Annotated in this window: 26 protein-coding genes; 23 read left to right on the top strand and 3 right to left on the bottom strand. The window is 38.6% G+C overall.

Going from position 1 to position 26,457, the window contains the following annotated elements; all coding sequences use genetic code 11:
- Window positions 1-355 precede the first annotated feature (355 nt).
- From JOC73_RS12375 to JOC73_RS12420, 10 genes are all read left to right on the top strand, one after another.
- Complete coding sequence (locus JOC73_RS12375; protein WP_204403706.1) at window positions 356-565, top strand: CLC_0170 family protein; 210 nt, start codon at window positions 356-358, stop codon at window positions 563-565.
- 13 nt (window positions 566-578) lie between these two features.
- Entirely contained in the window at window positions 579-2,159 is a 1,581-nt protein-coding gene (locus JOC73_RS12380) for a spore germination protein (protein WP_204403708.1), read from the top strand.
- Window positions 2,160-3,272: a GerAB/ArcD/ProY family transporter gene (locus JOC73_RS12385; protein WP_204403710.1), complete on the top strand. Its 1,113-nt coding sequence runs from the start codon at window positions 2,160-2,162 to the stop codon at window positions 3,270-3,272.
- 16 nt (window positions 3,273-3,288) lie between these two features.
- Window positions 3,289-4,449, top strand: coding sequence for a Ger(x)C family spore germination protein (locus JOC73_RS12390; RefSeq protein WP_204403712.1), 1,161 nt, complete (start codon window positions 3,289-3,291; stop codon window positions 4,447-4,449).
- Window positions 4,450-4,576: 127 nt separating this feature from the next.
- Window positions 4,577-5,242 carry a stage II sporulation protein R gene (gene spoIIR, locus JOC73_RS12395; RefSeq protein ID WP_204403714.1) on the top strand — a complete coding sequence of 222 codons (666 nt, stop codon included), beginning with the start codon at window positions 4,577-4,579 and terminating at the stop codon, window positions 5,240-5,242.
- Window positions 5,243-5,512: 270 nt separating this feature from the next.
- Window positions 5,513-6,610 carry a D-alanine--D-alanine ligase gene (locus tag JOC73_RS12400; RefSeq protein ID WP_204403716.1) on the top strand — a complete coding sequence of 366 codons (1,098 nt, stop codon included), beginning with the start codon at window positions 5,513-5,515 and terminating at the stop codon, window positions 6,608-6,610.
- Between the two features lie 28 nt (window positions 6,611-6,638).
- Complete coding sequence (locus JOC73_RS12405; protein ID WP_204403718.1) at window positions 6,639-7,061, top strand: DUF1934 domain-containing protein; 423 nt, start codon at window positions 6,639-6,641, stop codon at window positions 7,059-7,061.
- Window positions 7,062-7,078: 17 nt separating this feature from the next.
- On the top strand, window positions 7,079-7,768 hold the full coding sequence (locus JOC73_RS12410; protein WP_204403720.1) for a hypothetical protein: 690 nt from the start codon (window positions 7,079-7,081) through the stop codon (window positions 7,766-7,768).
- A gap of 61 nt (window positions 7,769-7,829) precedes the next feature.
- On the top strand, window positions 7,830-9,545 hold the full coding sequence (gene ade, locus JOC73_RS12415; protein ID WP_204403722.1) for an adenine deaminase: 1,716 nt from the start codon (window positions 7,830-7,832) through the stop codon (window positions 9,543-9,545).
- Between the two features lie 129 nt (window positions 9,546-9,674).
- Window positions 9,675-10,772 carry a Gmad2 immunoglobulin-like domain-containing protein gene (locus tag JOC73_RS12420; protein WP_204403724.1) on the top strand — a complete coding sequence of 366 codons (1,098 nt, stop codon included), beginning with the start codon at window positions 9,675-9,677 and terminating at the stop codon, window positions 10,770-10,772.
- 67 nt (window positions 10,773-10,839) lie between these two features.
- Here the strand turns inward: JOC73_RS12420 and JOC73_RS12425 are convergent, their stop codons facing one another.
- The gene (locus tag JOC73_RS12425; protein WP_204403726.1) at window positions 10,840-11,646 is read right to left on the bottom strand and encodes a DUF4097 family beta strand repeat-containing protein; all 807 of its coding nucleotides are present in this window, start codon (window positions 11,644-11,646) and stop codon (window positions 10,840-10,842) included.
- Window positions 11,647-11,966: 320 nt separating this feature from the next.
- Here JOC73_RS12425 and JOC73_RS12430 point away from each other — a divergent pair, with 320 nt between their 5' ends.
- On the top strand, window positions 11,967-12,311 hold the full coding sequence (locus tag JOC73_RS12430; protein ID WP_204403728.1) for a hypothetical protein: 345 nt from the start codon (window positions 11,967-11,969) through the stop codon (window positions 12,309-12,311).
- A 22-nt stretch (window positions 12,312-12,333) separates the two neighbouring features.
- Here JOC73_RS12430 and JOC73_RS12435 read toward each other — a convergent pair whose 3' ends face one another.
- Entirely contained in the window at window positions 12,334-12,495 is a 162-nt protein-coding gene (locus JOC73_RS12435; protein ID WP_204403730.1) for a hypothetical protein, read from the bottom strand.
- Window positions 12,496-12,671: 176 nt separating this feature from the next.
- Between JOC73_RS12435 and JOC73_RS12440 the strand changes: the two genes are divergently transcribed.
- From JOC73_RS12440 to JOC73_RS12455, 4 genes are all read left to right on the top strand, one after another.
- Entirely contained in the window at window positions 12,672-13,832 is a 1,161-nt protein-coding gene (locus JOC73_RS12440; protein WP_204403732.1) for a THUMP domain-containing class I SAM-dependent RNA methyltransferase, read from the top strand.
- A gap of 198 nt (window positions 13,833-14,030) precedes the next feature.
- Window positions 14,031-14,312, top strand: coding sequence for a hypothetical protein (locus JOC73_RS12445; RefSeq protein WP_204403734.1), 282 nt, complete (start codon window positions 14,031-14,033; stop codon window positions 14,310-14,312).
- A gap of 66 nt (window positions 14,313-14,378) precedes the next feature.
- Window positions 14,379-15,179 carry a class I SAM-dependent methyltransferase gene (locus JOC73_RS12450; protein ID WP_204403737.1) on the top strand — a complete coding sequence of 267 codons (801 nt, stop codon included), beginning with the start codon at window positions 14,379-14,381 and terminating at the stop codon, window positions 15,177-15,179.
- 38 nt (window positions 15,180-15,217) lie between these two features.
- Entirely contained in the window at window positions 15,218-15,772 is a 555-nt protein-coding gene (locus JOC73_RS12455) for a histidine phosphatase family protein (protein WP_204403739.1), read from the top strand.
- Between the two features lie 177 nt (window positions 15,773-15,949).
- Here the strand turns inward: JOC73_RS12455 and JOC73_RS12460 are convergent, their stop codons facing one another.
- Window positions 15,950-16,609, bottom strand: coding sequence for an HAD family hydrolase (locus tag JOC73_RS12460; RefSeq protein WP_204403741.1), 660 nt, complete (start codon window positions 16,607-16,609; stop codon window positions 15,950-15,952).
- 167 nt (window positions 16,610-16,776) lie between these two features.
- On the opposite strand from JOC73_RS12460, the gene JOC73_RS12465 reads away from it, so the two are divergent.
- From JOC73_RS12465 to JOC73_RS12500, 8 genes are all read left to right on the top strand, one after another.
- Window positions 16,777-17,514: a vWA domain-containing protein gene (locus tag JOC73_RS12465; RefSeq protein ID WP_204403743.1), complete on the top strand. Its 738-nt coding sequence runs from the start codon at window positions 16,777-16,779 to the stop codon at window positions 17,512-17,514.
- 60 nt (window positions 17,515-17,574) lie between these two features.
- Window positions 17,575-18,480 (top strand): protein kinase domain-containing protein, encoded by a 906-nt coding sequence (locus tag JOC73_RS12470; protein ID WP_204403746.1) that lies wholly within the window; start codon window positions 17,575-17,577, stop codon window positions 18,478-18,480.
- A gap of 84 nt (window positions 18,481-18,564) precedes the next feature.
- Window positions 18,565-19,968 carry a tRNA lysidine(34) synthetase TilS gene (tilS, locus tag JOC73_RS12475; protein ID WP_204403748.1) on the top strand — a complete coding sequence of 468 codons (1,404 nt, stop codon included), beginning with the start codon at window positions 18,565-18,567 and terminating at the stop codon, window positions 19,966-19,968.
- Window positions 19,969-20,078: 110 nt separating this feature from the next.
- Entirely contained in the window at window positions 20,079-21,992 is a 1,914-nt protein-coding gene (gene ftsH, locus JOC73_RS12480) for an ATP-dependent zinc metalloprotease FtsH (protein ID WP_279381062.1), read from the top strand.
- A 92-nt stretch (window positions 21,993-22,084) separates the two neighbouring features.
- On the top strand, window positions 22,085-22,927 hold the full coding sequence (locus JOC73_RS12485) for a fumarate hydratase (RefSeq protein WP_204403752.1): 843 nt from the start codon (window positions 22,085-22,087) through the stop codon (window positions 22,925-22,927).
- A gap of 138 nt (window positions 22,928-23,065) precedes the next feature.
- Entirely contained in the window at window positions 23,066-23,641 is a 576-nt protein-coding gene (locus JOC73_RS12490; RefSeq protein WP_204403754.1) for a Fe-S-containing hydro-lyase, read from the top strand.
- 639 nt (window positions 23,642-24,280) lie between these two features.
- Window positions 24,281-25,960, top strand: a complete 1,680-nt coding sequence (locus tag JOC73_RS12495; RefSeq protein ID WP_204403765.1) for an acyl-CoA mutase large subunit family protein — start codon at window positions 24,281-24,283, stop codon at window positions 25,958-25,960.
- Between the two features lie 31 nt (window positions 25,961-25,991).
- Window positions 25,992-26,396 (top strand): cobalamin B12-binding domain-containing protein, encoded by a 405-nt coding sequence (locus JOC73_RS12500; RefSeq protein ID WP_204403767.1) that lies wholly within the window; start codon window positions 25,992-25,994, stop codon window positions 26,394-26,396.
- Window positions 26,397-26,457 lie beyond the last annotated feature (61 nt).

The following is a 26,457-nucleotide window of genomic DNA, read 5'->3' on the forward strand; positions in this document are numbered from 1 at the left end:
GTTATGTAAATGGTGAAGTGAAGAGCCGGATGCCTTAATAGGGCAAGTCCGGTTCTGTGAGGGGTTGGAATTGCAAGGTTCCAGCCTACTCGATTCTTTGACTCTACCCTATATTTAAACAAGTATTTTAAGAAGTAACCTACGCTTGAGAGACTAAACGTTTAACTATAATGCAAAATTTTAATTTAAAATAATAAAGAAAACCTATAGGACAAGTACTATACTTGATCCTATAGGTTTTCTTTATTTTGTGCAATCCTACAGATTTTTGATTTATTGTATATAAAATTCTTAAAGTGTAAAAATATAGAAGTGTGAAGATTATATAGAAATAATTAGAAAAGCAGGTGAAGAAATGCAAATGTACTTAGAGAGACTAGATGGCTTGTTTAATAGCTTTATTTTATTTGTCATTGTGTCTATTGGTATTATCACATTGCTGGCGGATGTGCCAAAGTTGAAGAGGCGGAAACTTATGAAGGAAGTGAAACTAGCTAGAGGAATAAGCCTGTTTTATATTTTCGGGGGACTATTAAGCTATATTGCACTAAGGATATTGTTGTAGAGGAGAGGGTACCATGGGACTTTGGAAAAAGATATTTGGAGAAAAGAAAAAAGAAGCAAAGGCTGGTAAGACCATGCCCGATAAAAAGCTAGATAAAAACCTCGAGACAATAAAGGCAATGCTAAAGGATTGTGATGATATTGTCTATCGGGAATTTGAAATAGGTGTGGATCAGGATTATAAGGCTGCCCTTGTCTATGTGGACGGGATGGCGGATAAAATTCTGATTAATAATTTTATACTGAGCACATCTATGGTGGCCACAAGAATCGTAGAGCCCACTGCTGAAGAACTCAAACAGCAGTTAAGTCAGCATATGAAGGACCATACTTTTGCTGTGACGGAGGTCAGTGAGCAGGAGACCATGGAGGATGCTGTTAAATTTGCCTTAAGTGGAGATACAATAATACTTCTAGACAACTGCGAAAAAATCTTTACTGTTGGCTCCAAGGGGTTCCCTGCAAGGGGAGTATCGGAGCCTGTGACAGAGGCAGTTATCCGTGGACCAAGGGATGGATTTACGGAGGTCTTTCGATTTAATACAGCCCTGATTCGTAGAAGAATAAGAGATACAAAACTAAAGGTAAAACAGATGCAACTGGGGGCTAGGTCCAAAACCGACGTTGCAATTATGTACATAGAAGATGTGGTGAATGAGGGGGTCCTCAAGGAAGTAAAGAGAAGATTAGATACCATTGATATAGACATAATATTAGACAGTGGTTATGTAGAGCAATTTATAGAGGATGATTGGACATCTCCCTTTCCTCAGATTCAAAATACTGAAAGACCCGACGTGGTGACAGCCGCCCTATATGAAGGTAGGGTGGCAATTGTAGTGGATAACAGCCCCTTTGTTCTAATTGTACCAGGTACCATTAATGCCATGATGCAGTCGGCGGAGGACTATTATGAGAGGTGGAGTATTGCAACAGCTGTAAGACTGTTAAGGTATTTTGCAGCCACTTTGTCTTTGCTTCTACCCTCTTTGTATGTTGCTTTTACCTCCTTTCATCCCCAGATGATGCCTACTCAATTAACTTTGGCGCTGGCAGTAAATCGGGAGGGTGTGCCCTTCCCTGCTATAGTAGAGGCTTTGATTATGGAGACCACTATAGAGATTCTAAGGGAGGCAGGGGTTAGGCTTCCAGGTCCTATTGGGGCCACCATTGGTATCGTTGGAGGTCTTGTAATCGGACAGGCGGCAGTTGAGGCAGGTTTAGTTGCTCCATTGATGGTAATCGTGGTGGCGGTAACGGCAATTTCTTCTTTTGCTATTCCTAGATATAACCTAGCAATAGGTTTTAGATTACTAAGATTTTTGTTTATATTTGCAGCAGGTGCTTTAGGTCTGTATGGCATCATGCTGTCGCTCCTGTTGGTTTTAATTCACTTAGCAAGCTTAAAGAGCTTTGGTGTTCCTTATTTATCACCCTTTGTTACCTTTATTGAAGAGTCAGGGGATATAGGAGATACCTTTGTGAGGGCCCCCCTCCTTTCTATGAATAATAGAAATGCCCACGTAAATCCAAACAATAGAAATCGTATGGATGATCGTAGAAGAGAAAATTTCGGTGATAAGGAGGAGAAATAAATGAACTTTAACAATAATAAAGTTTCTGCCCCCCAGCTGGGGAGTATCATTCTGTTGACGGTTGTTGGGACTGGAATATTGACTCTGCCTAGAGCCTTAGCAGAGAATGTTGGATCAGATGGATGGCTCCTCATTCTTTTAGGAACCCTCCTCAGTGCTGCTGTGGTGTTAATCCATAGTCACATCGTTAAATCCTTCCCCAACAAAGGGTACATGGAGATTATATCCACTTGCCTTTCCAAGCCGGTGGCATATATCGTAGTTGCCCTACTGGTGGTTTATTTTATAATCTTAAATGGTTTTTTAGTAAGATTATTCGCAGAGGTTGTAAAGCTTTTTTTATTACTACGGACCCCTATAGAGATTATTATATTTAGTTTATTACTATTGGGGGCATATTTAGCTAGACAAGGAATTGAGACCTTGGGAAGACTGGCAGAGTTATTAATCCCCATTGTTCTTGTTCCATCGCTAATTTTATTTTTATTATCCCTTGAGGGGGGAGACTTAGGAAATCTCTACCCGATATTAAAGACACCCATACCTAATATATTAAAGGAGATGCCTACTATTTTGTTTAGTTTTTTAGGGTTTGATGTGCTATTGATTTTTGGTTTGTATGTTAATAAACCTCAGAAAATAGCAAAGTCAGCCACTAGAGCAATTCTTTTCATAGGAGCCTTGTATCTAGTACTAAACTTGTCAGTAATTGTAAAATTTGGCGTGCCACAAACTACTCACCTAATATGGCCGACTATTAGTTTATTTAAAACCATAGACTTTCCCGGTCTTTTTATAGAAAATGTAGAGGGGGTAGTGATGGGAATATGGGTATTGATTGTATTTATGTCCATTGCCCCCATATTATTGGTAAAGGTTATTTTGTTGCAGGATTTGTTCAGTGTAAAGGACAATAAATGTTTTGCTCTACCCCTACTACCACCCTTATACTTTGTTGCCCTTTGGGGAGCCAGTTTAGCAGAGTCATATGCCTATCTAGACAAATTTGTTACCTATACAGCTCCTATTGTCACACTGGGGATACCGGGCTTGATTCTAATCGTAATGACATTCAAGAAGAAAAACAAGAAGGAAGGTGAGCCAAATGCATAGGAGGAAAGTAAAATGTATGATGCTTACTTTGATCATAACCTTATCCATGTTTTTGACCGCCTGCTGGGACAAAACGGAAATAAATGACCGGGCCTTTGTGTTGGCCCTTGGAATAGACCATATACCTCCTTCAGAGCAACCCAAAGAGGATCGAGAGCATAAGGCGTTGGAGAAGGTGCTAGGGGAGCACGCCCCCCACTATCGGATGACCTATGCATTTCCAAAGCAGATGTTGGCGGGGGGAGAACCCACTGTAGAAAATATCATCATGAGTAGTGTTGGCGAAAACATCTACATTAATGAAAGACAAATGAAGGCTAGAGTTGATAATCAATTATTTCTAGGACATCTCAAATCAGTGGTGCTGGGGGAAGAAGTGGTCAAGACCCCCCAAATGTTCCGTGAAGTGTTGGATGCCTTAGAGAAGGACCCCCTCATCAGTAGAAAGGTAAACCTTGCAATTGCAGTAGGAGAAGCTAAGGAGGTACTAAATGTTGAACCAAAGCAAGAATCCATCTCTGGACAGTTTATAACAGATTTATTTATGGGGGAAGACCGTACCAATCGTGCGCCTGTAGCAGATTTAGACCAGTTGTTTATCTCCCTTCATGACAATAGTAATGCGGCCATCCCCCGATTAACCGGTGCTGAGGAGGAACTAAAGCTGGGGGGAGCAGCCATTATCAAAAACTATGAGTTTGTGGGCTGGATAGGAGAACTAGAATCCATGGGGTTAATGATTTTAAAAAATGAGACGGACATTTTTGTAGTAACCATTAATGCAGACGGTATTAATATTCCCTACCAAGTCACTGAAATTAAAACGGTTTATACTATACAGCAGAAGGATAAGGAAATAAAAATGCTTATCGAAATTGAAGCAGAGGGAGATATTGTGCAGTATTTCTTTGACCCAGAAGAAGATGTGCTAGATCCAGCCCTGTTAGAAAAATTAGAACAGGAAGTTGAGAAGAAGCTACAGGGTATTGTGATGCATACGGTGGAAAAGCTTCAAAAAGACCTAGAGACCGACGTCCTAGGGTTTGACACCTACATTAAAAGACATAATCCAGACCTTTGGGCTCAAGTAGGTAAGGATTGGGTGGAAATCTTCCCTACGGTAGAAGTAGAAGTCGTGGTGGATGCGAAAATCAGAAGAGTCGGATTAACTAAATAAGGCAATATAAATACCATAAAATTACATTTTTATCATTAAAGAAAATGTTATATGAATTGTATATTTTTTCCCCTGCTTGTACATAATGAGAATATAAGAATGAACTGGAGATTGAGGGGGAAAAAAAATGTATAGAAAATTACTAATGATGGTTTTGGTGGCAGTGATCACTCTAGGAAGTTTAAGTATCTTTAGCTCAGGGGAGGATTTAACCCTTCAAGCTCAACAGGAGAATAACTTGATACGTTTTCATGTATTAGCAAATAGTGATTCTCCAGTGGATCAAGCCTTAAAGCTAAAGGTAAGGGACCGTATCATGAAGGATATGGCTGAGATTCTAGAGGATGTTGCCAGTATCGAAGAAAGTAGAAATTTAATTATTGAGAATATAGATAGAATACAAGAAATCGCATTAGAGGAATTACAACTGAATGGTTCTGACTATCCAGTAAAGGTTGTATTGAAGGAACATGTTTTCCCAACAAGACGGTATGGTAATATGGTGTTTCCTGCTGGAAAATATGAAGCATTGAGGATTTTAATCGGAGAAGCAGAGGGGCAAAACTGGTGGTGTGTAATGTTCCCACCCCTTTGCTTTATAGACGTGAAGAGTGGATTGGTGGATGAGGGGACCAAGCAGAAGTTGAAGGGTGCCCTATCGGAGGAAGAGTATCAATTAATCTATGCAGAAGTAGAACAGCAGGAGGAGATTCCTCTACAATTGAGATCAAAAATATTTGATTTCATCAAGTATTCTAAAAATCATATCAACAAAATGGCATCAATTTTTTAATAATGCTTATTTTCGACCCCTTTAAATAGATTGCCCCCCATCATATAGCTAATATGCTGGGGGGCATTTTTACTCTACTTAAATATTTTTTAAAAGTTAAATTTGCCCAGTTGGCAGTAGGTGTTATTAGTTCAAAAGGATATAAATGGTAAATCAAGGGGAGAAATTAAAATTAATTACAAGGAAATAAATAATAGTTGTGGATAAAAGTTGAATAATACTATCAACAGGAGTAGAATATTAATAGTATTAATGAAAGTAGGTGAGAAGATGAAGAAGCTAAATGTTTTGGTGGTTTTCGGAGGGAAATCTGGAGAGCATGATGTTTCCTTAATGTCAGCAGCTTCAATTCTGCGGGCCATCGATCAAGAGAAATATAATCCAATTCCCGTAGGTATTACAAAGGATGGAACATGGAAATTGTGTAACTGTACCATAGATGAGATAGAATCTGGTAGTTGGGAGGGGGAGTCTAACCTTCTAGCAGAAAATATGAAAGAAACCCCTAAGATTTCATTGCTCCCCACTGAAAAAGGGGGAGGGTTTATTCAAACTCCAAATGGAAGTGTTGAAGAAATCGATGTCGTATTCCCTGTGCTCCATGGCCCCTTTGGGGAGGATGGAACACTACAGGGCTTGATGGAGATGATGGACCTTCCATATGTGGGGGCAGGTGTGTTGGCTTCTGCAGTGGCGATGGATAAAGGAATGGCTAAGAAATTATTCGAAGCAGATGCAATTCCCCAAGCAAAGTATGTATTACTTAATAGGAAAAGATACTTTACTGAACCAGACCGGGTGCTGCAGGAAGTGGAAGAGGCCTTTGGATATCCTGTGTTTGTGAAGCCTGCAAATCTAGGCTCCTCTGTTGGAATCTCAAAAGCAAAGGATCGAGGGCAATTGATGGTGGCAATTGAAGAGGCGGCAAAGTATGATAGACGAATCGTCGTTGAAGAATTTATAAATTGTCGAGAGATTGAATGTGCAGTACTAGGAAATGATGAACCAATCGCTTCTCTTCCAGCAGAAATTATTCCTTCCCATGAATTTTACGATTATCGAGACAAATACTTTGATGGAACTAGTCAATTTGTGATTCCTGCTGAGATTTCAGAGGAAATGATAAATACAATTAGGGAAATGGCAATCGAAGTATATGGCCTATTGGATTGTACAGGACTGGCAAGGGTGGATTTTTTTGTGGAGAAGGAAACAAATCGAATCTTAGTAAATGAGGTTAATACAATGCCAGGATTTACTAAAATTAGCATGTATCCTAAAATGTGGGAAGTCACAGGATTGCCCTATAAAGAATTGATTAGTCGTTTAATTGAATTGGCAATGGAGCGATATGAGGATAGAAAATAACAATAAAAAATGTAAAGGTTGAGGGAAGATGGAAAAGCGAATGATTAAGGTGCTGGGGACTCAAACGGACCTAAAAGGAGAAAAAAATACAATAGAACTCACTACAGAGGGGAAAGTCTACGAAAAGAACAACCATATGTATATCGTATACGAAGAGACGGAGATTTCAGGTATGGAGGGGGCAACCACCACCCTTAAAATTGAAGGGGATCATAAAGTATCCATGAAAAGATATGGAGGAATGGATTCCCAACTTGTATTTGAAGAAGGTAAACACTTCACCAGCCAATACAAAACCATGTTTGGAAACTTTAGAATGGATGTAAAGACTAGCACCCTAAAGGTGAATCTATCACGACAAAATCAAAAAGGTAAGATAGAGATCGTCTATGATGTAGTGATTTCTGGCTTGACGGAGACAAAAAACACGCTGGAAATCAGTGTGATGTAGTTAGGTGGAGGATCAGGATGGTACTGGAAAAACTTAAAAAAGAGATGTATGGATTATTAACACAGAAAATCGATGTTTCCTTTGGAATTAAGTATACGGATTTTACCATTACTAAAAATCAAAAAGAAGGCTATGGGGATTTTACTTCCACCGTAGCCTTTTCCTTAAGTAAGGTATTGAAAAGACCCCCAATTGAAATCGCTGAAAAATTGACTGTGGAAGAAATTACAACACAATCCCTAAAGCTACGGATAGAAGCAGTGGCACCTGGTTTTCTAAATATATACCTTCTGCAGGACTGGAGGTTGATGTTGGTTGAGGGTATACAGAGGGGGAACTTTAAAGCAGAACAGCTCCACGACCTTCTAAATACCAGTGGGGAGGATTGTTCTGTCCTAAAAAACAAAATGGAATATATTGTCTTCCGTACTAAATGGGTCTTGGAGGTACTTGAGGGGGAGGGTATTGAAGCTGACATGTATTTAAGTAGGGGGAACTATACTCCTACTTGTTTGGAAATGGCTTTGGTTGATGGAATGGTATCCCTGTTGGAATTACAAGAACCAGCAGTTCTTCAACAGATGGTGGAGACTTTTGAGAGATATCAAAATGCTATTGTTCTTAGGAAGTTGGAGGGACATTATAGGTCATTTGTATTAGGGTTATTTTTAGCTATAAATAATTTATTTTCATATTTAATTGGGTAAAATAAATATAACTGATAAATAATAGGGATTATTGTGAAGATGATATGAAGGGGGGATTTAAATGGAAGAAATAAAAAGAAGAATAGACATAGCTGCCGGTAGAATAAAACCTCAGTTGGTACTAAAGGGCGGTAAAGTCATCAATGTCTTCAGTGGAGAGGTTTACGAAGGAGATGTGGCGATTGATAATGGTAAAATTGTAGCCATTGGCGAGTATGAAGGGGAAAAGGAAGTTAATGTAATCGGCAAGATTGTCGCTCCTGGTCTAATTGATGGACATTTACATATTGAATCAGCAATGGTAACCCCCCCACAGTTTGCACGGGCTATTGTACCCCACGGCACCACCACCATCATAGCAGACCCCCATGAAATCGCCAATGTTTGTGGACAAGAGGGAATCAAATACATATTAGAGGCAAGAAAAGGACTACCATTAAATATCTATGTGATGTTACCCTCCTGTGTACCCTCCACCTCCTTCGAAAGCTCTGGGGCTGTCTTGACAGCAGTAGAGCTGGGGGAAATGATTGGGGAGGATGGGGTACTGGGATTAGGAGAGATGATGAACTACCCAGGGGTAATCCATAAGGAGGAAGATGTCATTGCAAAATTAGAGATGGCAAAGGGTAAAATCGTCGATGGTCATGGACCGGAGCTGGTGGACAAAGATTTAGCAGCCTACGTAACGGCTGGGATCAGAACAGAACATGAGTGTTCTACGGTAGAAGAAATGCAAAGTCGTCTGAGGGCTGGGATGTATATCCTGATTCGAGAGGGGTCAGCCGCTAGAAACCTAAAGGAACTAGTCAAAGGAGTAAAGAAAGAAAATGTTCGTCGTTGTCTTTTCTGTACAGATGACAAGCATCCAGAGGATTTATTGAGGGATGGACATATAGACCACAATATCCGTTTGGCCATCGGTGAGGGGATGGACCCCATCATGGCGATTCAAATGGCTACAATTAATGCCGCCGAATGCTATGGGCTAAAAAATTTAGGGGCTATTGCACCAGGATATGATGCTGATTTGATTGTAGTAGATGGGCTGGAATCCTTCAATGTAGAAAAGGTGTTTAAAAAGGGTGAGCTGGTGGCGGAAGATAGCAAACCTTTATTTGATGTTGTAAAGTCTGACTATAGCAGGGTGGTTGATACCGTCAGGATTAAACCTGTGTCGGTGGAGGATCTAAGAATTCCTCTGGATTCCGATATTGTTAATGTCATCCGTCTCCTACCCCATAGTCTATTGACTGATGCAGTGGTAAGGAGGGTGTTGAAAAAGGATGGGTGCTTCCAATTCCATCCTAGCTTGGACATTTTGAAGATGGCGGTGGTGGAAAGACACAATGCCACAGGTAATATAGGGCTAGGGTTAGTAGAGGACTTTCAATTAAAGGGCGGTGCTATTGCCTCCACCATTGCCCATGACTCCCACAATATCATTGTGATTGGTGATAATGACGGGGATATGCTAACCGCCATCAAGGAAGTATCAAACCATCAAGGTGGAATTGCGATTGTATCTAAAGGTAAGGTGTTGGAGAGCCTACCATTGCCAATAGCAGGGCTAATCTCCTTTGAAAACATGGAGGTGGTAAACCAACAACTTAATAGGATGTTAAGAATAGCCTACGAAGAGTTGGGGGTTAATCAAAATATTGATCCTTTTATGACCCTATCCTTTTTAGCTCTACCCGTAATTCCAGAGATTAAGCTGACGGATCAGGGATTGTTTGATGTTAGTCAGTTTAAGTTTAAATCTTTGGAGGTTTAATTTTACATCCTACGATCATCATAGCTAGTACCGTCTAATCTGAATGAATTTGTATAGATTGGATATAAATAATATACATACTTATTATTAAACGTATTGCTACAAACCAATAGAAGGAAGGTGTATATAATGAAGAAAATACTGAGTTTGCTATTAGGGATTTTTTTATCGGTAAATATATTGGGATGTCAGCCCAAAAATGAGGCAACTCCAACACCACCAGTAGATAATCCTCCTGTAGTGGCGGAGTATCCCTATGACAAATTACAGGAAGGGGATATAACAGGGGTTGAAGTGCTAAAAAATGGTGAAAAGAGCAAAGTGATAGAAGATGAAGTGGTCCTTCAAGAGATTGTTAGTCTTATTCAAGATGCTGAGTTTTTTGAAGTCAATAAAGACCAACCAGGAGAAGTGCAGTTGGGTATGGTTTTATATCTCCAACAAGAAATTCTTGAAAGTAATCAGATAAGTGTATCTTATGTTGGTGGAGGTAACAAGTTAGCTATTGGACCCAATGGACAGGAATATTTAATAGAGTCGCAGGAATTGGTGAACTATATTCAAGACTATCAGCTAGGTAAAATTGTAATGGTAGAGGAAAAGGATATTTCTGAGGGGGCTAGGGCTTGGTTTGGTCAATTCCTACAGGAAAAGGGAGCCTATATTTATCAGCACCCCGATGCCACCTATGTTAAGGTGGTAACAGAGCAAAAGCCTACAGGGGGGTATCGTATTCACCTCAGAGCTTTTGAAGAGGTTGAGTATCCTCGACAAATAATAATTGAGATCAAAAAGCCAGGGGCCAATGAATTGGTGACGGAAGCCATTACTTTCCCAACAGCTTATTTTAAGATTGAATCCGATCAGGCGGACCAATATGAGATAAAAACCACAGATGGAGAAGTGTATCAATCAGAAAACAAGTTGATTTTTGCAGGTTTGGAAGCCCCACAAGAAAATTCAAAGATTGATAACCCTGTAAGGATGAAGGGGAAAATTATAGCCTTTGAGGGCGCCTTTGTGGTAAGGATATTGGATAAAGATGGAAAATTAATCCATGAAGAAAATCTACAGGCGGATCATGGGGGGCCTAACTGGGGCACCTTTGATGTAGAAATTGGCTACCCTGAGCCAACAACCCCCCAAGGAAGTATAGAATTAGGGGAGTATAGTGCGAAGGACGGAACTTATCAGCTACGGGAAAAAATTGAGGTGAGATTTAAGTAGTGTTGGTGGATTTATCAAAGAACTAAAGAGGAAGGGGCTTGGATATCTCCAATAGCTCCTTCCTTTTTTAGTTTAAGATAAAGTCTCCTGTAATTGACTGGAGTTTTATTTTAGCTTTATTTGACTCTATGTTTGTGGAAGAACCAATCGGGAAAGAAGTGTTGAACTTTCCTGTGATGGTTTGGTGGGATAACGATATTTCCTCCTTAACATGTCCTTTGATTTCAGTATTGCCTGTTGTTGAGGAGATGTGAAGGTCTTTGAAATCCCTGTTCAGGTTGATTTTTATATCCCCAGAAATGGTTTCTATTTTAACGCTTCCCTTTGCTTCTTCAACCTCAACTTTACCTGATACAGACTTAATAACGCTAGTCTTTGCTAATAGCTGGTGTAGGTGGAGGTCACCAGAGATCCCCTCTAGATAAAGTTCTCCTGCATTTAACTCCTTAATCTTAACAGGACTACAAATAGTTTGTAGATTGATTTTTTTCTGATAGCTGTTGGGTATGAAGAGACTAAAACTAAGATTTTCGATGTGGCCATATCCCAAGCCCTCTAGATGAAGAAGATTAGATGTCAGCATACCATCCTTGAATGAAGCGACTTTGATTGCAGGAAGATCTGGGTCTGTGTTAGTAAGGGCCCCCTTGAGTCTAATTAAGAGATCATCCCCTGTTGTAGAGTATATCTCTATTTTGCTTCTTCGAGCATTGATGGAAATCTCTTGAATGTTTTTGATAGAATAATGTTCCTCGACGTCTACTAGGTGATTGTAAATAATTCTTTCAATGACGTCGGTGGGGACTGCCCCAGAGGAATTCTTAACAAAGGGTAAAGATCTCTTTTTCTTGTTTTGATTAACATGGATATCCATTAAAATAAGCCTCCATTATACTATATTCTAGGTAATCTTTGAAAAAATCTTTCTTTCATCACTGTAAATATCAATATCCCTACGTTTATATATACTCAGAGTCGTTATAAACTATTGTGCTACCGTTCCTTGGCTGATGTATTATATATTAGAAAAAAAGTAGTAAATTCCTGCTTAATTAATGAAAAATATTCTCTTACGCTGTTATTTACTGTATTTATGCTGTAGGACATTCGTCTGCTACCTTCATTGTTTTCTCTTGTACCATAGAAAACTTCTGATATAATAAAACATAGTAGATTAACGATAGGAGGATATTTATGGATCAAGAAAGAAAAGAACATATTTTAAAGTCCTATAGCTTAGGAAGAAAACGATATATATTTGTACATGGGGTTTTTAATTGGGGATTGAGTACTGCGTTGATTTATAGGGCCTTCATACTGGTTGCAACCCATGGATGGTCTTTGGGAGAAGTTGCAAGGGGTATATTTACGTGGGAAACACTAAAGGCAATAGGTCTATTTGGATGGGTAGGACTGCTGTTTGGTCACTTTATGTGGAAATGGATTGAAAAGCAAGCTAACGCCATACAATCAGAAGCTGCTAGTGGAATTAAAAAAGAAGCTAGAGGCCTAAAAGGTAAGAATAAAAAGAAACAATAAAAAGGTGTCCTTAAGGACACCTCTATATATTGTAGTTACAGGAACCGTTATTGAAGGAAGTTGGAGAAGAGAGAGATGATTCCTGAGGATGTTTATTCTTATTCTCTTGATAAATACTATATACAGTAATGGCTAATAATAAAATTAAGGTAAATATAAATAGTCGAACTTTATCTTGTTTCATAATCAGCCTCCAATCTTTCTATTCTAGAATATAGTGATTTAGATATGTATACGACGATAGAGGTGGAAATATACGTATAAAAACATTATAACTTACATAAGGGAGATAAAAAAGGAAAAATATACTACAATATAAGACACAAAACAACAATTAACTGCAAAAATAGGAGGAACAGTATGGATAAAATACAATTGATTGCTACAGCTGCCTTTGGATTGGAAGCAGTGGTGGCAAGGGAAATCAAAGATTTAGGTTATGAGGACGTACAAGTAGATAACGGAAAAGTCACCTTTACGGCAGACTTAATGGGGATTTGTAAAAGTAACCTATGGTTAAGAACTGCTGACCGTGTCCTATTAAAGGTGGGGGAATTCAAAGCTAGAACCTTTGATGAATTATTTGAAAAGACAAAAGCCCTACCTTGGGGAGATTGGATTCCAGAGGATGGGGAATTTCCTGTAGATGGAAAATCCATCCGCTCTCAGCTTGCCAGTGTACCCGACTGCCAAGCCATTGTTAAAAAAGCAGTGGTGGAGAAAATGAAGCTAAAATACAAAAGGGATTGGTTTGAAGAGACTCAGGGAAGATATCGTATCGAAGTAGCGTTATTAAATGATATTGCAACATTAACCATCGACACCAGTGGAGCAGGACTACATAAACGGGGATATCGTACTCTATCAAATAAAGCACCTCTAAAGGAAACCCTAGCGGCGGCACTAATTATGTTAAGCTATTGGAATCCTGACAGGGTTTTAATAGACCCCTTCTGTGGCTCGGGAACAATACCTATCGAAGCAGCCATGATTGGAAAAAATATCGCTCCAGGAATGAATCGTTCTTTCTCGGCGGAGGAATGGCCGGTGATTCCAAAGGAATTTTGGAGGGACGCAAGAAAAGAAACCCATGACTTAGCTGAGTGGGATAGACCTTTAAGAATTTATGGTTCAGATGCAGACGGTGAAGTTTTAAAACTTGCGAGATATCATATTGAAGAAGCCATGTTGGAGGATGAAATACATGTACAAAAGCTACCTGTACAGGAACTAGCCTCCCGTTTTGAGTATGGATGTATTGTATGTAATCCCCCTTATGGAGAACGTCTTGGGGAAAGGGAAGAGGTAGAAAAGCTTTATCGCGACATGGGCAAGGTCTTTGGAAAGATGGACACTTGGTCCCACTACATCATCACCTCCAACCCAGAATTTGAAAATCTATATGGAAAAAAAGCAGACAGAAGAAGAAAACTCTACAATGGTCGTATTGAATGTACCTATTATCAGTACTATGGTCCAAGACCACCGAGACAGACTAAGAAGGAAGATGGGGAAGAGTAACGTAGGACTAAAAAAGAAACATTGATAAATAATGAAAGTTTTTTAAAAACACTCTATTGATATTATTCGGTAGGGTGTTTTTATGTGGGGCAAATGAAAAAGGATAGATTATAGAGGAAATTGGAAATATTTATAGAATTTTACTAAAAGCACTTTGGAAAATGGGAAATTATTCTATAGATAGAAGGAGCTAATGATATGAATTGCAAGCAGTTGGATAGATGGAGAAAAATACGTGAAAAAGGAAAGGTGAAGTATATACTTCAGCATGGCATTTTATATTGGGGAATCCCTATGGGGATATTTATTGTATTCTTTAGCACAATCAAAGATGATGGAATCCAATATTTCAGCAGTTGGATAATTATTGCAGTACACTTTATAATTGGTATCCTATATGGTTTAATAATTGGAACAGTCTATGGTTCTTTTTCATGGAGATTAAATGAGAAAGAATGGCTTAAGAAAATAAAATATTAGCAATGGATGGTACAGCTTGTTTTAATATAAAACCGAAGTATTTATTATACTAAAGGGGGAAATCAAATGGATTTATACAACACATCAGCACTATTCAATCAAAATATGTCTAAAGAGCAACAGGACAAATTTCAAGAGTTCTACAAAAAAGTATTCAGTGAATATGACATCACCACCATTCACGATTGCTCTGTCGGGGCAGGGGGGACTACCATACCCTTTGCAAGACTTGGATATCAAGTATCAGGTTCTGACTTAAGCGAAAACCTACTAAACAAAGCAAAGGAAAACTTTAAAAGAGAAGGATATGATGTGGAACTTTTCCCATGTGATTTTAGAAAACTGGGGGAGGTATTACCCAATACATACGATTGCATCATTTCAACGGGAAATTCTTTGCCCCATGTGAATAATCAAGACGTGCATGAGTTTATTAAGAATATTGCTACCAAAATCAATAAAGATGGGCTTTTATTCTTGGACATGAGAAACTGGGATAAGATTCTGAAGGAAAGACCAATATTCAGTGCAAGGGACCCATTGGTGATGACGGCTGAGGAGCATGTAAGTCTTTATCAAATATGGAATTGGCATGACGATCTATCCGTGGATTTTATCTTCGTCTCTTCTACAGATAGACAGGGGAAGCATGAAAAAACATCCATCTTGAGTGCACCCACCTACTATCCGTTGAAGTTTGAGGCTTATGAGAAGATGCTAAATGATAATGGATTTGAAGTAAAGAGTTGCTTTGATGTTGATGGTCTATGGTTTAAGCCTCAAAATGAAGAAATGAAGACGGGAAATTTTCAAGAGGATTTTGATAACATTGGTTGGTATGCCGTTCTTGCACAAAAAGTGAAGTGATAATTTGTAAGTAATCGACATAAAGGAGACGATATGCAATGATTACGAATATCTATTTTGTTAGACACGCCCATTCCACCTATACACCAGATGAGTTAAATAGACCCTTATCGGAAAGTGGATTAAAGGATGCTAGAAAAGTTACTCAATTGCTTTCAGAAGAGAACATAACCCATGTTGTATCCAGTCCCTACAAACGGGCTATTCAAACTGTTGAAGGGATAGCAAAAGAACTGGGATTAAATATTTTAATAGAGGATGACTTTAGGGAACGAAGGTTGGCGGATCATTCGGTTGATCATTTCGAAGAGGTAATCTTAAGGTATTGGGAGGATTTTAATTTTCACCTTTCTGGTGGGGAGTCAGGCTATGGGGCTCAAGAAAGGGGTATAAAGTCTCTTGAATCTATTTTGGATAGTTATCGTGGAGGCAATATCGTTATTGGAACCCATGGCAACATTATGGTATTAATGATGAACTATTACGACCCACAATATCATTATGATTTTTGGAGAAATTTAGATATGCCCGATATATACAAGTTGAGTTTTGAAGATAAAAAGCTCTTGGAAGTAAAACGTATTTGTACTTAAAAACCAAGCCCCTACGACAAGCAAATTACTCGTAGGGGTCTTTAGTACCCTAAATTATTTTATTTTTTTATAGAGCTTATATCCTAATAAAAATAGAAAAATAATTAACAATGTATTAATCACTTGCAAAATAAAATTTAATATAACATATCTCTCCATATAAATCCCTCGCTTTTCCTACAGAAAAACCCCTTCAATTTCCTTAAAACAATCAATAATATAATCAGGATTTTCTTCCTCTAATTCTTTTCTAGTATTAGAACCAGTCGTAATAGAAATCACCTTTGCCCCTAGATGTCTAGCTGTTCTAATATCCAGTAGGGTATCACCAATAATATAAAGCTCATCATATTGGTCTTTGAAATGGGCCTTTGCTTTTTTCAATGCTGTCTCAGCAATATCAAATCTCCTTAGACCATCTTCACCAAAACCCCCCACAGGGAAATGCTTCCACACCCCTATTTTCTCCAGCTTATATTCAGCCCCAATGCTGAGTTCCCCAGAGATTAAAGAAAGCTTGTGGTCGGTTTTAGACAGCTTTTGAATAAACTCCACTGCATCTGCATTTTCCCGCCATACATCTGTTGATTTAAAATCCTCCAGCTGTTGTCGATACAGTTCTAAAAATTCATTCCACTTTTCTTCTGTATATTCTTCATTATATTTCTCCAGTACCTCAATAAATACGTCCTGGTCAGAACGGGCAGAGGTGTCTACCCCCTCCATAGCATTATCTTTATCTAGGAAAAGATCTACCGCCCTTTGGTAGGGGATGTCTGTACGGGAATCCCTCTTAATAATCGTGCCATTAATATCAAAAAATATCAGCGCTGCCATGTGATTTCCTCCTTGTAGATTTTATCATGGAAACAATATTCCCTATTTAGTCCTATTCTAACACAGTTCACATATATTTTAAGAGGGAAAAGTCCCAAAATATTCAACAGGGTATAAAAAAAGATCACAAGGAAATAATTACAAAAAATAGCATGGGGTGATGATAAATGGAAATTAATGAAGCCACAATCAAAGAAATTATCGTGGTAACCGATGGACAATCCAATATCGGAGGTAATCCAGTGGAGGCAGCTAGAAAAGCCTTTAGGAAAGGAATTACCGTCAGTACCATTGGAATCATAGATCAAAAAGAACAACGGGAAGCACCTTTTCAGGAGGTTGTAAATATGGCTGAGGCAGGGGGCGGGCATTATGAATACACATATATTGATAATCTATCCCAGACAATCCACACCCTTAGTCATAAAACAGTGACCTCTACTTTGCAGGAGGCAGTAAATAAGCAGTTAAAGCAATTGATGGGGAACGAGCTGAATCAAATGCCCCCCGAATCCAGAAGTAAATTACTAAATTACATAGACAAGTATTCCGACGAGGTGGGGGTATGCTGTTGTATTTTACTGGACTGCAGTGGTAGTATGGCCCACAAAATTCAATCGGCCCGCCATAGTATATTGGATCTGCTGGACTCTTTTGGAAATCGAAAAGGAAGAATAGATATAGCGGTGGTAGCATTCCCGGGGGAACAGGCGGATACCTGTAGGGTGCTGCATCATTTTAATGACGATTTAAATCAGATGGAAAGAAATCTTCACCGGATGAAACCAAAGGGTGGAACCCCCACAGCAGTAGCAATAGATTATGCTACAAAGCTCATTGAAGATTTTTACAGTGTAGGAAGAAATAAAGAAAGAATAACGGCCCTAGAAGAGTATGTCGTATAGGTGGGGGCATCCATCCCTACCTATTTTTATCTGTTTATTAGGCAGTAGGGAGGGAATATAATGCAAGAGTCCCTAAAGGATATTGGAGGACACATCACAGGTAAATGGAACAACAACAGTTATCGTATCGTCAGAAAACTTGGGACAGGTGGCACTGCCGAGGTTTTTCTAGTGGAGGGAGAAGGGAAAAAACGCTACGCCATGAAGGTCAGTCAGGATAGCCTATCCCTTAATAGAGAATATCAGCTTATCAAGAAATTTTCAGATATTGAATTTGTGGTCAATGTATATGAAATGGATGATTTCCATCGAGGGGGATGTATTTATCACTTTCTTTTGCTAGACTATATCCAAGGGGATAATCTAAAGGTATATACTGAAAAAAAGCAGCTACAACGAACCACTATACTAGGAATGATACTGATTTTACTTAAGGTATTAGAATCTTTTCATCAAAAAGGATATATTTTAGGAGATCTTAAATTAGAAAATATCATGTTTGATCAAAAGCAAAAGGCCATCAGATTGATTGATTTAGGTGGAGTGGTGGAAATAGGAGCCACTGTAAAGGAATATACACCAGCCTACGACCGAGGGGCGTGGCGCTGTGGGAAGAGAAGGGCTGAAGTTTCCTATGACCTTTTTACCCTTAATATGATGTTAATTCTTTTGTTAATTGGAGAAAAGTTAAACCCATTAAAACAAAAGAAGGAAGATATCTTTCAGAAGGTCAGAAATTTAGAAATAAGTGAAGAGCTAAAGGGTCTAGTCATTGATATGATGTTGAATCAGTGCTACAATAGTAGCCAGTTTGCAAAGAAAATTAATGAGTTATATAATAAAGAGAAGCTGAATCTAGTGAAGATGAGTAAAGTTCGAGGGGATGCTTTAATTAGCAATATCTTTAGAATTAGCTTAGGATTTTTTATCGCTACAGGTTGTCTAATATTAATAACCCATTGGTAAAATACACATGAAATTATGGGTTTATAAGAGGAATATTTACATACGTGGAGAAATAGTTTAAATAAAAGAAAAAGGGATGACATCATGCAAGTAATAGACAAAATAAAAAGAAGAATAGTAGAAGACAAATTAATCGAAGATGGAGACAAAGTTGTCGTAGCAATCTCAGGAGGCCCTGACTCTGTGTGTCTACTCCACGGACTTAGTCAGCTACAAGAGGAGTATCATCTTCAGTTATATGGTGCCCATCTCAATCATAACTTTAGAGGGATAGAGGCATTGAAGGATGCCCAATATGTGACAAAATTATGTGAGAGACTGAATATAATGAGCTTTGTAAAGAGTATAGATGTAGCAGAATATGCAAAAAATAATCATCGGTCCCTAGAGGAAGCTGGTAGGATACTAAGATATGCCTTTTTCGATGAAGTAGCTGAAAAAGTAGGGGCAACAAAAATTGCCGTGGCTCACAACCAGAATGATCAAGCAGAAACGGTCTTAATGAGACTGCTTAGGGGGACGGGTCTGCAAGGATTGACAGCCATACACCACAAAAGGGGAAAAATCATTAGACCTTTGTTAGATATAACAAGGGATGAAATAGAGGGGTATTGTATTACACATCAATTGCAGCCAAGGATAGACCTAACTAACCTAGAGCCAATCTATCATCGCAATAAAATTCGCCTAGAATTAATTCCGATGCTGGAAAAGGAGTACAACCCTAACTTAATAGAGGCCCTTTCAAGGATGGCTGAAACCCTAAAGGCAGATCATGACTTTATTCAACAGCAGGCACAAGACATTTATGGACTGTTAGCCCAACGGGAAGACGCCAATACAGTTATCTTACCTGTCCATGGTATCAATAAGCTCCCTAGGGCTCTTTTTGTGAGGGTTATTAGGTGTTCTGTAGAGGCACTGGTGGGAAAGGGTGAAATATTAGAATACCGTCATATTGAAAACCTACAACATCTGGTGAACAACAGTGAAACTGGCCAAGCTATTCAATTACCGATGGGGATTACAGCTAAAAAAAGCTATCATAAAATCATTCTAACTACTAATACTGATAAAGGAGTAAAATCTTTTAATTATGAAGTAAAAGATTTGGGTATCATTCCTATAGAAGAAATACATGGGGTGTTTGAGTTTAATGTATTGGATATCGAAGACTTAGAGGAAATCCCAAGGACAGCATATGTTAAGGTCTTTGATTGGGATCAAATCTCCCGTCAGCTGATTATTCGTAACAGACGGGATGGGGATCGGTTTATGCCCCTAGGATTGAAGGGGTCTAAAAAGCTAAAGGATTTCTTCATTGACAGAAAAGTTGAACGGGAAGAAAGGGATCGAATACCACTGGTGTGTGACGGAAGCGAGGTCATGTGGGTGGTTGGATATCAAATGAGTGATAAGTATAAGGTAACTAATAATACTAAGCAAATTTTAAGCATAGAATTTAAAAGTGACTTAAGAAAAAGTTAAGAAAATTCTATGATTGGAATGGAGAGGATAAGTTGTTTTTAAAAGGATAGTATGGTAAAATTGTAAAATGCAATAAAAGTAAGTAAGCATGAATGAGAGGAGGACTTTTGTTGAGGAAATTTTTCCGAGGAGCTAGTTTTTACATTTTAGTCTTTATCGTTTTACTTATTCTTGTAAATCAATTTGCAGGAACAACTCAGCAACCAGTAGAAATAGAATTCTCTATACTATATAAAGAGCTTGTAGAAGAGAAGGTTAAGGAAATAAACATTGTAGACCGTTCTATAGAGGGGATTTTGCTAGTTAATAATGAAAAGAAGCCCTTTAAATCATATATACCACAGGTATATAGTGAAGAGCGATTTACAGAAATTATAGATGAACAGATTGAAAAGGGATTAATTGTCAAAGGTGAACCGATTCCTGAGACCCCATGGTTTATCGATCTTTTACCTTCCATCTTTATGGTATTAGTTTTTGTAGTCTTCTGGTTTGTGTTTATGCAACAATCCCAAGGTGGCGGGAATAGAGTGATGTCCTTTGGAAAGAGTAGGGCAAAACTACATAAGGAAGATGAAAGAAAGAAAGTTACCTTTGATGATGTTGCTGGACTTGATGAGGAAAAAGAAGAACTTCAAGAGTTGGTAGACTTCTTAAAGAATCCCAAAAAATATATCGAACTAGGAGCAAGAATCCCTAAAGGAATTCTAATGGTTGGACCTCCAGGTACAGGTAAAACCTATTTGACCAAAGCAGTTGCAGGGGAAGCAGGGGTACCATTCTTTAGTATTAGTGGTTCAGACTTCGTAGAAATGTTTGTAGGGGTAGGGGCTTCCCGTGTGAGGGACTTATTCGAGCAAGCAAAGAAAAATGCACCATGTATTATCTTTATAGATGAGATTGATGCAGTTGGTAGAAGAAGAGGGGCTGGCCTTGGGGGCGGTCACGATGAAAGAGAGCAAACCCTAAATCAATTATTAGTTGAGATGGACGGTTTTGGCATCAATGAAGGAATCATCATTGTAGCAGCCACCAACCGACCTGATATACTAGATCCAGCATTACTTCGACCTGGTAGATTTGACAGACAGGTATTAGTTGGGGCACCAGATATTAAAGGTAGAGAAGCGATTCTGAAGGTTCATGCCAAAGGTAAGCCTCTGGCAGAGGATGTTGATTTAACGGTATTAGCAAGAAGAACACCAGGGTTTACACCTGCTGATATCGAGAACCTCATGAATGAAGCAGCTTTGTTAACTGCTAGAAAAAATGACAAGAAAATTCATATGGCAACCATCGAAGAAGCTATTACCAAAGTAATCGCTGGGGTTGAGAAGAAAAGTAAAGTAATCAGTGAAAAAGAACGTAAGCTTACGGCTTACCACGAAGCAGGTCATGCGGTAGTTGCAACCTTAACACCAAACGTAGACCCTGTCCATCAAGTAACGATTATTCCACGGGGTAGGGCAGGTGGATTCACCATGATTCTACCAAAGGAAGATAAATACTATACAACTAAGGGTGAAATGGAATCCCATATTGTTCATCTCTTAGGTGGTAGAGTGGCTGAAAAACTTGTTTTAGATGATATCAGTACAGGGGCTTCCAATGACCTTCAAAGAGTATCCGCTATTGCTAGGGCGATGGTTACTCAATATGGTATGAGTGAAAAAATAGGCCCTATGGCATTAGGTGGTGGGGACGAAGAAGTATTTTTAGGAAGAGACATTACTTCCAAGAGAAACTACTCTGAAGAAGTTGCTTCTGAGATTGATCATGAAATCAGAAGAATCGTCTACGATGCTTATGAATTAACCGTGAAGTTATTGGCTGATAATATGGATAAACTTCATGTGGTGGCAAAGGCATTGTTAAAAGTAGAAACCCTAGATGCTGAAATGTATGATATGATCTTCACTGGTAAACTTATCATCAATGACGAGGATACAATCGAAGAAATCGACAAGAGATATAAAGAACTAAAGGAACAAGCTAAAAAAGATCAAGATGACAGTCAGCTTTAATAACCAATGGCCTTGAAGAAATACTTTCAAGGTCATTTTGTCGTGCAAAAATGATTAGTAAATTAAACCAGCAGATCTATGGAGGGAAAAATATGCGAAGAATAGAGTGGGAAAGTATAGTCAAAGAAGTGGAAAAACTTTGTATCCACATGAATATCTATGTGGAGGAGGATTTAAAGGAACTGATGGAGAAGGCATTATTAGAAGAGGACTCGCCATTGGGAAAAACGGTACTAAAGGATTTGTTAGAAAATCAAGAGGTTGCCCGTAGGGAGATGCTACCGATCTGTCAAGACACAGGTATGGTGGTGGCATTTGTTGAAGTGGGACAGGATCTTCAAATTGCAAATGGGAGTTTAACGGAGGCAATTAATGAAGGGGTGAGAAGAGGCTATGAAAAAGGATACCTTAGAAGGTCTGTTGTAGCCTGTCCATTACAAAGAAAAAACACCGGAGACAATACCCCAGCCATCATTTACTATGATTTGGTTGAAGGGGATCAATTGAAGATTACTTTAGCTGCAAAGGGCTTTGGAAGTGAAAACATGAGTGGTGTCAAAATGCTAAAGCCCATCGATGGGGCTGAGGGAGTAAAGAATTTTGTATTAGAAACCATTCAAAAAGCTGGTGGAAATTGTTGTCCTCCTATAATCGTTGGCGTTGGCATAGGTGGCACCTTTGATAAAGCAACACAAATAGCAAAGAAGGCCCTCTTAAGAAAAGTGGGAAAAAGAAATGATGATGGAGGGATCGCTTCCTTAGAAGAAGCGTTATTAAAAGAGATAAACAACCTAGGGATTGGACCTCAAGGATTTGGTGGGAAAACCACCGCCTTAGCAGTTCATGTAGAAACCTTCCCCACCCATATAGCAGGATTACCTGTGGCTGTAAATATTAATTGTCATGCCTCTAGACATGGGGAAATTATATTATAAATTTCACTATTTAAAATTTATGATTACATTTAAACACAACAAATTATCCCAATCGTTTGATTGAAAGATAAATTAGAAAAATCACCTATAATAATTATACATTTACCTTCAAATAACTAATAAGGGAGGATCATAAAAATGAAAACCCATAGGATTACAACTCCGTTAAAAACAGAGGATATTGAAGAACTAAAGGTAGGAGACAAAGTACTATTAAGTGGTTACATCTACACGGCGAGGGATGCAGCCCACCAAAGATTAATTGATCAAATAAAAAATAATGAAGAATTACCCTTTCAACTGGAGGGACAGGTTCTGTACTATGTAGGTCCAACACCAGCTCCAGAGGGAAAGGTGATTGGTTCAGCAGGCCCCACCACCAGTTTGCGGATGGACAGACCTACCCCTACCCTATTGGATCTAGGGTTAAAGGGGATGATTGGAAAAGGAGATCGGAGTATAGAAGTGGTAGAAAGTATCAAAAAGAACGGATGTGTGTACTTTGCTGCCCTGGGGGGCGCGGGGGCATTAATTGCAAACTCAATTTTGACAGCGGAGGTCATTGCTTACGAAGACTTGGGGACAGAGGCCATTAGAAGACTTGAGGTAAAGGAGTTGCCTGTTGTGGTGGCAATAGATCAGCAGGGAAACAACTTGTATCATATCGGACCTGATAACTACAAAAAAGATTTAGCGAAAGTTAAAACGATTTAATGCTATCACAGAGTTTTCCCTGTTTTTTTAGGATGTTTAGTTGTAAGATATGGATGCTGAGTTTTGATGTAATATTAGGAAATGGCTAGATACTAGCAATCATTTCTTTGTTTGTAGGTATGATAGGAATATATATTGGGTATATAATAGGAAGATACGTTTTTAGATTGAATTGGATTATGCTGGCTGGAGCTGTCTATCTATTTGCTTTGCTTGGGATAGTATTGTTTACTATTCTTTTACATAAGCTACCAATGTAAAGAAGGAAAGTAGTGGAATTGTAAGTGCGGTGGGGTAGATTGAGTAAATTGTTTCAAAATTGTATAATTATCAAAAAAGATGTTAAAAAAATACCTAAATCCAAGAAAGATGGTTGCAGGAATCAGCAAAAAGCTGTAGAATATCTGTAGGGTTGCAATAGAAATTTCAACGTTTGCAAGTGGTGAAATTTAAATTGCAAAACAAAAAGTTCATCTAAAGACATAAAAGTGACGGAGAGTATTATAAAATGGAGTAACTGGAGGATATAAGAGAATGTATATTGTTTAATAGTAGATATTAAATTGAAGGATTCTATTTGTATACTTCATAAGGTAAAATATGGCTTCATAAACTTACAATCTCGAAGGAGGAAGTAAAATGTTTGACAAGGAAAAACTAGACAAAATCAAGCAAGACCAAGCAAACTGGAACGAAAACAAAGTGGGTAAAGCTTTAAGCAAGTTTCCTGAAAGAAAGAAGCAATTCGTAACAGGCTCAAATCAAGAGGTGGAAAGATTATATACACCAGCAGATGTGGCTGAACTGGATTACGACAATGATTTAGGTTACCCAGGACATTTTCCATACACAAGAGGGGTTCAACCAACCATGTATAGAGGGCGTTTCTGGACAATGAGACAATACGCTGGATTTGCCACTGCTGAAGAATCCAACAAGAGATATAAGTACCTTTTAGAGCAAGGCCAAACTGGTCTATCAGTAGCATTTGACCTTCCAACACAGATCGGATACGACTCAGATCATTCCTTATCTGAAGGTGAAGTAGGTAAAGTAGGGGTTGCTATTGACTCTTTAAAGGATATGGAAATCCTGTTTGACGGAATTCCACTGGACAAAGTAAGTACTTCAATGACAATCAATGCACCTGCATCTGTATTATTAGCAATGTACATTGCAGTAGGTGAAAAGCAAGGTGTATCTTCAGATCAATTAAGAGGAACAATCCAAAATGATATCTTAAAGGAATATATCGCTAGAGGTACGTACATATTCCCAACAAGACCATCTATGAGATTAATTACAGATATATTTGAATACTGTTCAAAGGAAGTACCAAACTGGAACACAATCAGTATCTCAGGTTACCATATTCGTGAAGCTGGTTCATCAGCTATCCAAGAAGTTGCATTTACACTGGCAAATGGTATTGCTTATGTTGAAGCTGCCATCAAGGCTGGATTAGATGTAGATACATTTGCACCTAGATTATCCTTCTTCTTCAATGCCCACAATGACTTATTAGAAGAAGTAGCGAAGTTTAGAGCGGCAAGAAGACTATGGGCTAAAATTATGAAGGAAAGATTCAACGCTCAAAGTCCAAAGTCAATGCAATTAAAGTTCCATACTCAAACAGGAGGATCAACTTTAACTGCTCAACAACCTGACAACAACATCGTAAGGGTAGCAATCCAAACTTTAGCGGCTGTACTTGGAGGAACACAATCTCTTCATACAAACTCTAAGGATGAGGCATTGGCTTTACCTACTGAAGATTCAGTACGTGTTGCTTTAAGAACTCAACAAATCGTTGCCCATGAAAGTGGTGTAGCTGAAACGATTGACCCATTAGCAGGTTCTTACTACGTAGAGAACTTAACTAATACAATTGAAAAAGCTGCAATGGAATACATCAACAAGATTGATACACTTGGTGGTTCTGCTGAGGCAATCGAAAAAGGATACATCCAAAAAGAGATCATGGATAGTTCTTATGAATACCAAAAGCAAGTTGAAAGCAATGAGCGTATCGTTGTTGGTATGAATAAGTTCCAAATCAAAGAAGAAGCTCCAAAGGGATTATTAAGAGTAGATCCATCTGTAGGAGAACTTCAAAAACAAAAGATTAATGAACTAAAGGCAGAAAGAGATAACAAGCTAACAGAAGAAAAATTAGCTGTTCTAAAAACTGCTGCTGAAGGAACTGACAATTTAATGCCTTATATTATAGATGCAGTTAAGGCCTATGCAACATTAGGAGAAATCTGTGGCGTGTTAAGAGAAGTATTCGGTGAGTACCAACAAAGCGTTATTCTTTAAACTATTGATGAATATAAGGGAGGATTAAGATATGGCAAGACCAATTAGAGTTTTAGTAGCAAAACCAGGACTAGACGGTCATGATCGTGGAGCAAAGGTTATTGCAAGAGCGTTAAGAGACGCTGGAATGGAAGTTATTTATACAGGATTAAGACAAACACCTGAGCAAATAGTTGCAGCTGCAGTACAAGAAGACGTTGATGTTGTTGCCCTAAGTATTTTATCAGGTGCCCACAATCACTTGCTTCCAAAGGTAGTTGAATTATTAAAGCAGGAAAACGTATATAATGAAACACTAGTAATCGGTGGTGGTGTAATTCCAGATGAAGATATTCCAGGTTTAAAGGAAAGTGGTTTAGCAGAAATCTTCACTCCCGGAACACCAACTCAAGTAACAATCGACTTTATTAAAGAAAACCTTAAGAGATGTTTATAGTCTTATATAAGTAAAATGGGGGTGGGGACCTCACCTACATTTTAAATATCAGCTCAATAGG

The organism is Alkaliphilus hydrothermalis (assembly GCF_016908555.1).
GTDB classification, from domain to species: domain Bacteria; phylum Bacillota; class Clostridia; order Peptostreptococcales; family Natronincolaceae; genus Alkaliphilus; species Alkaliphilus hydrothermalis.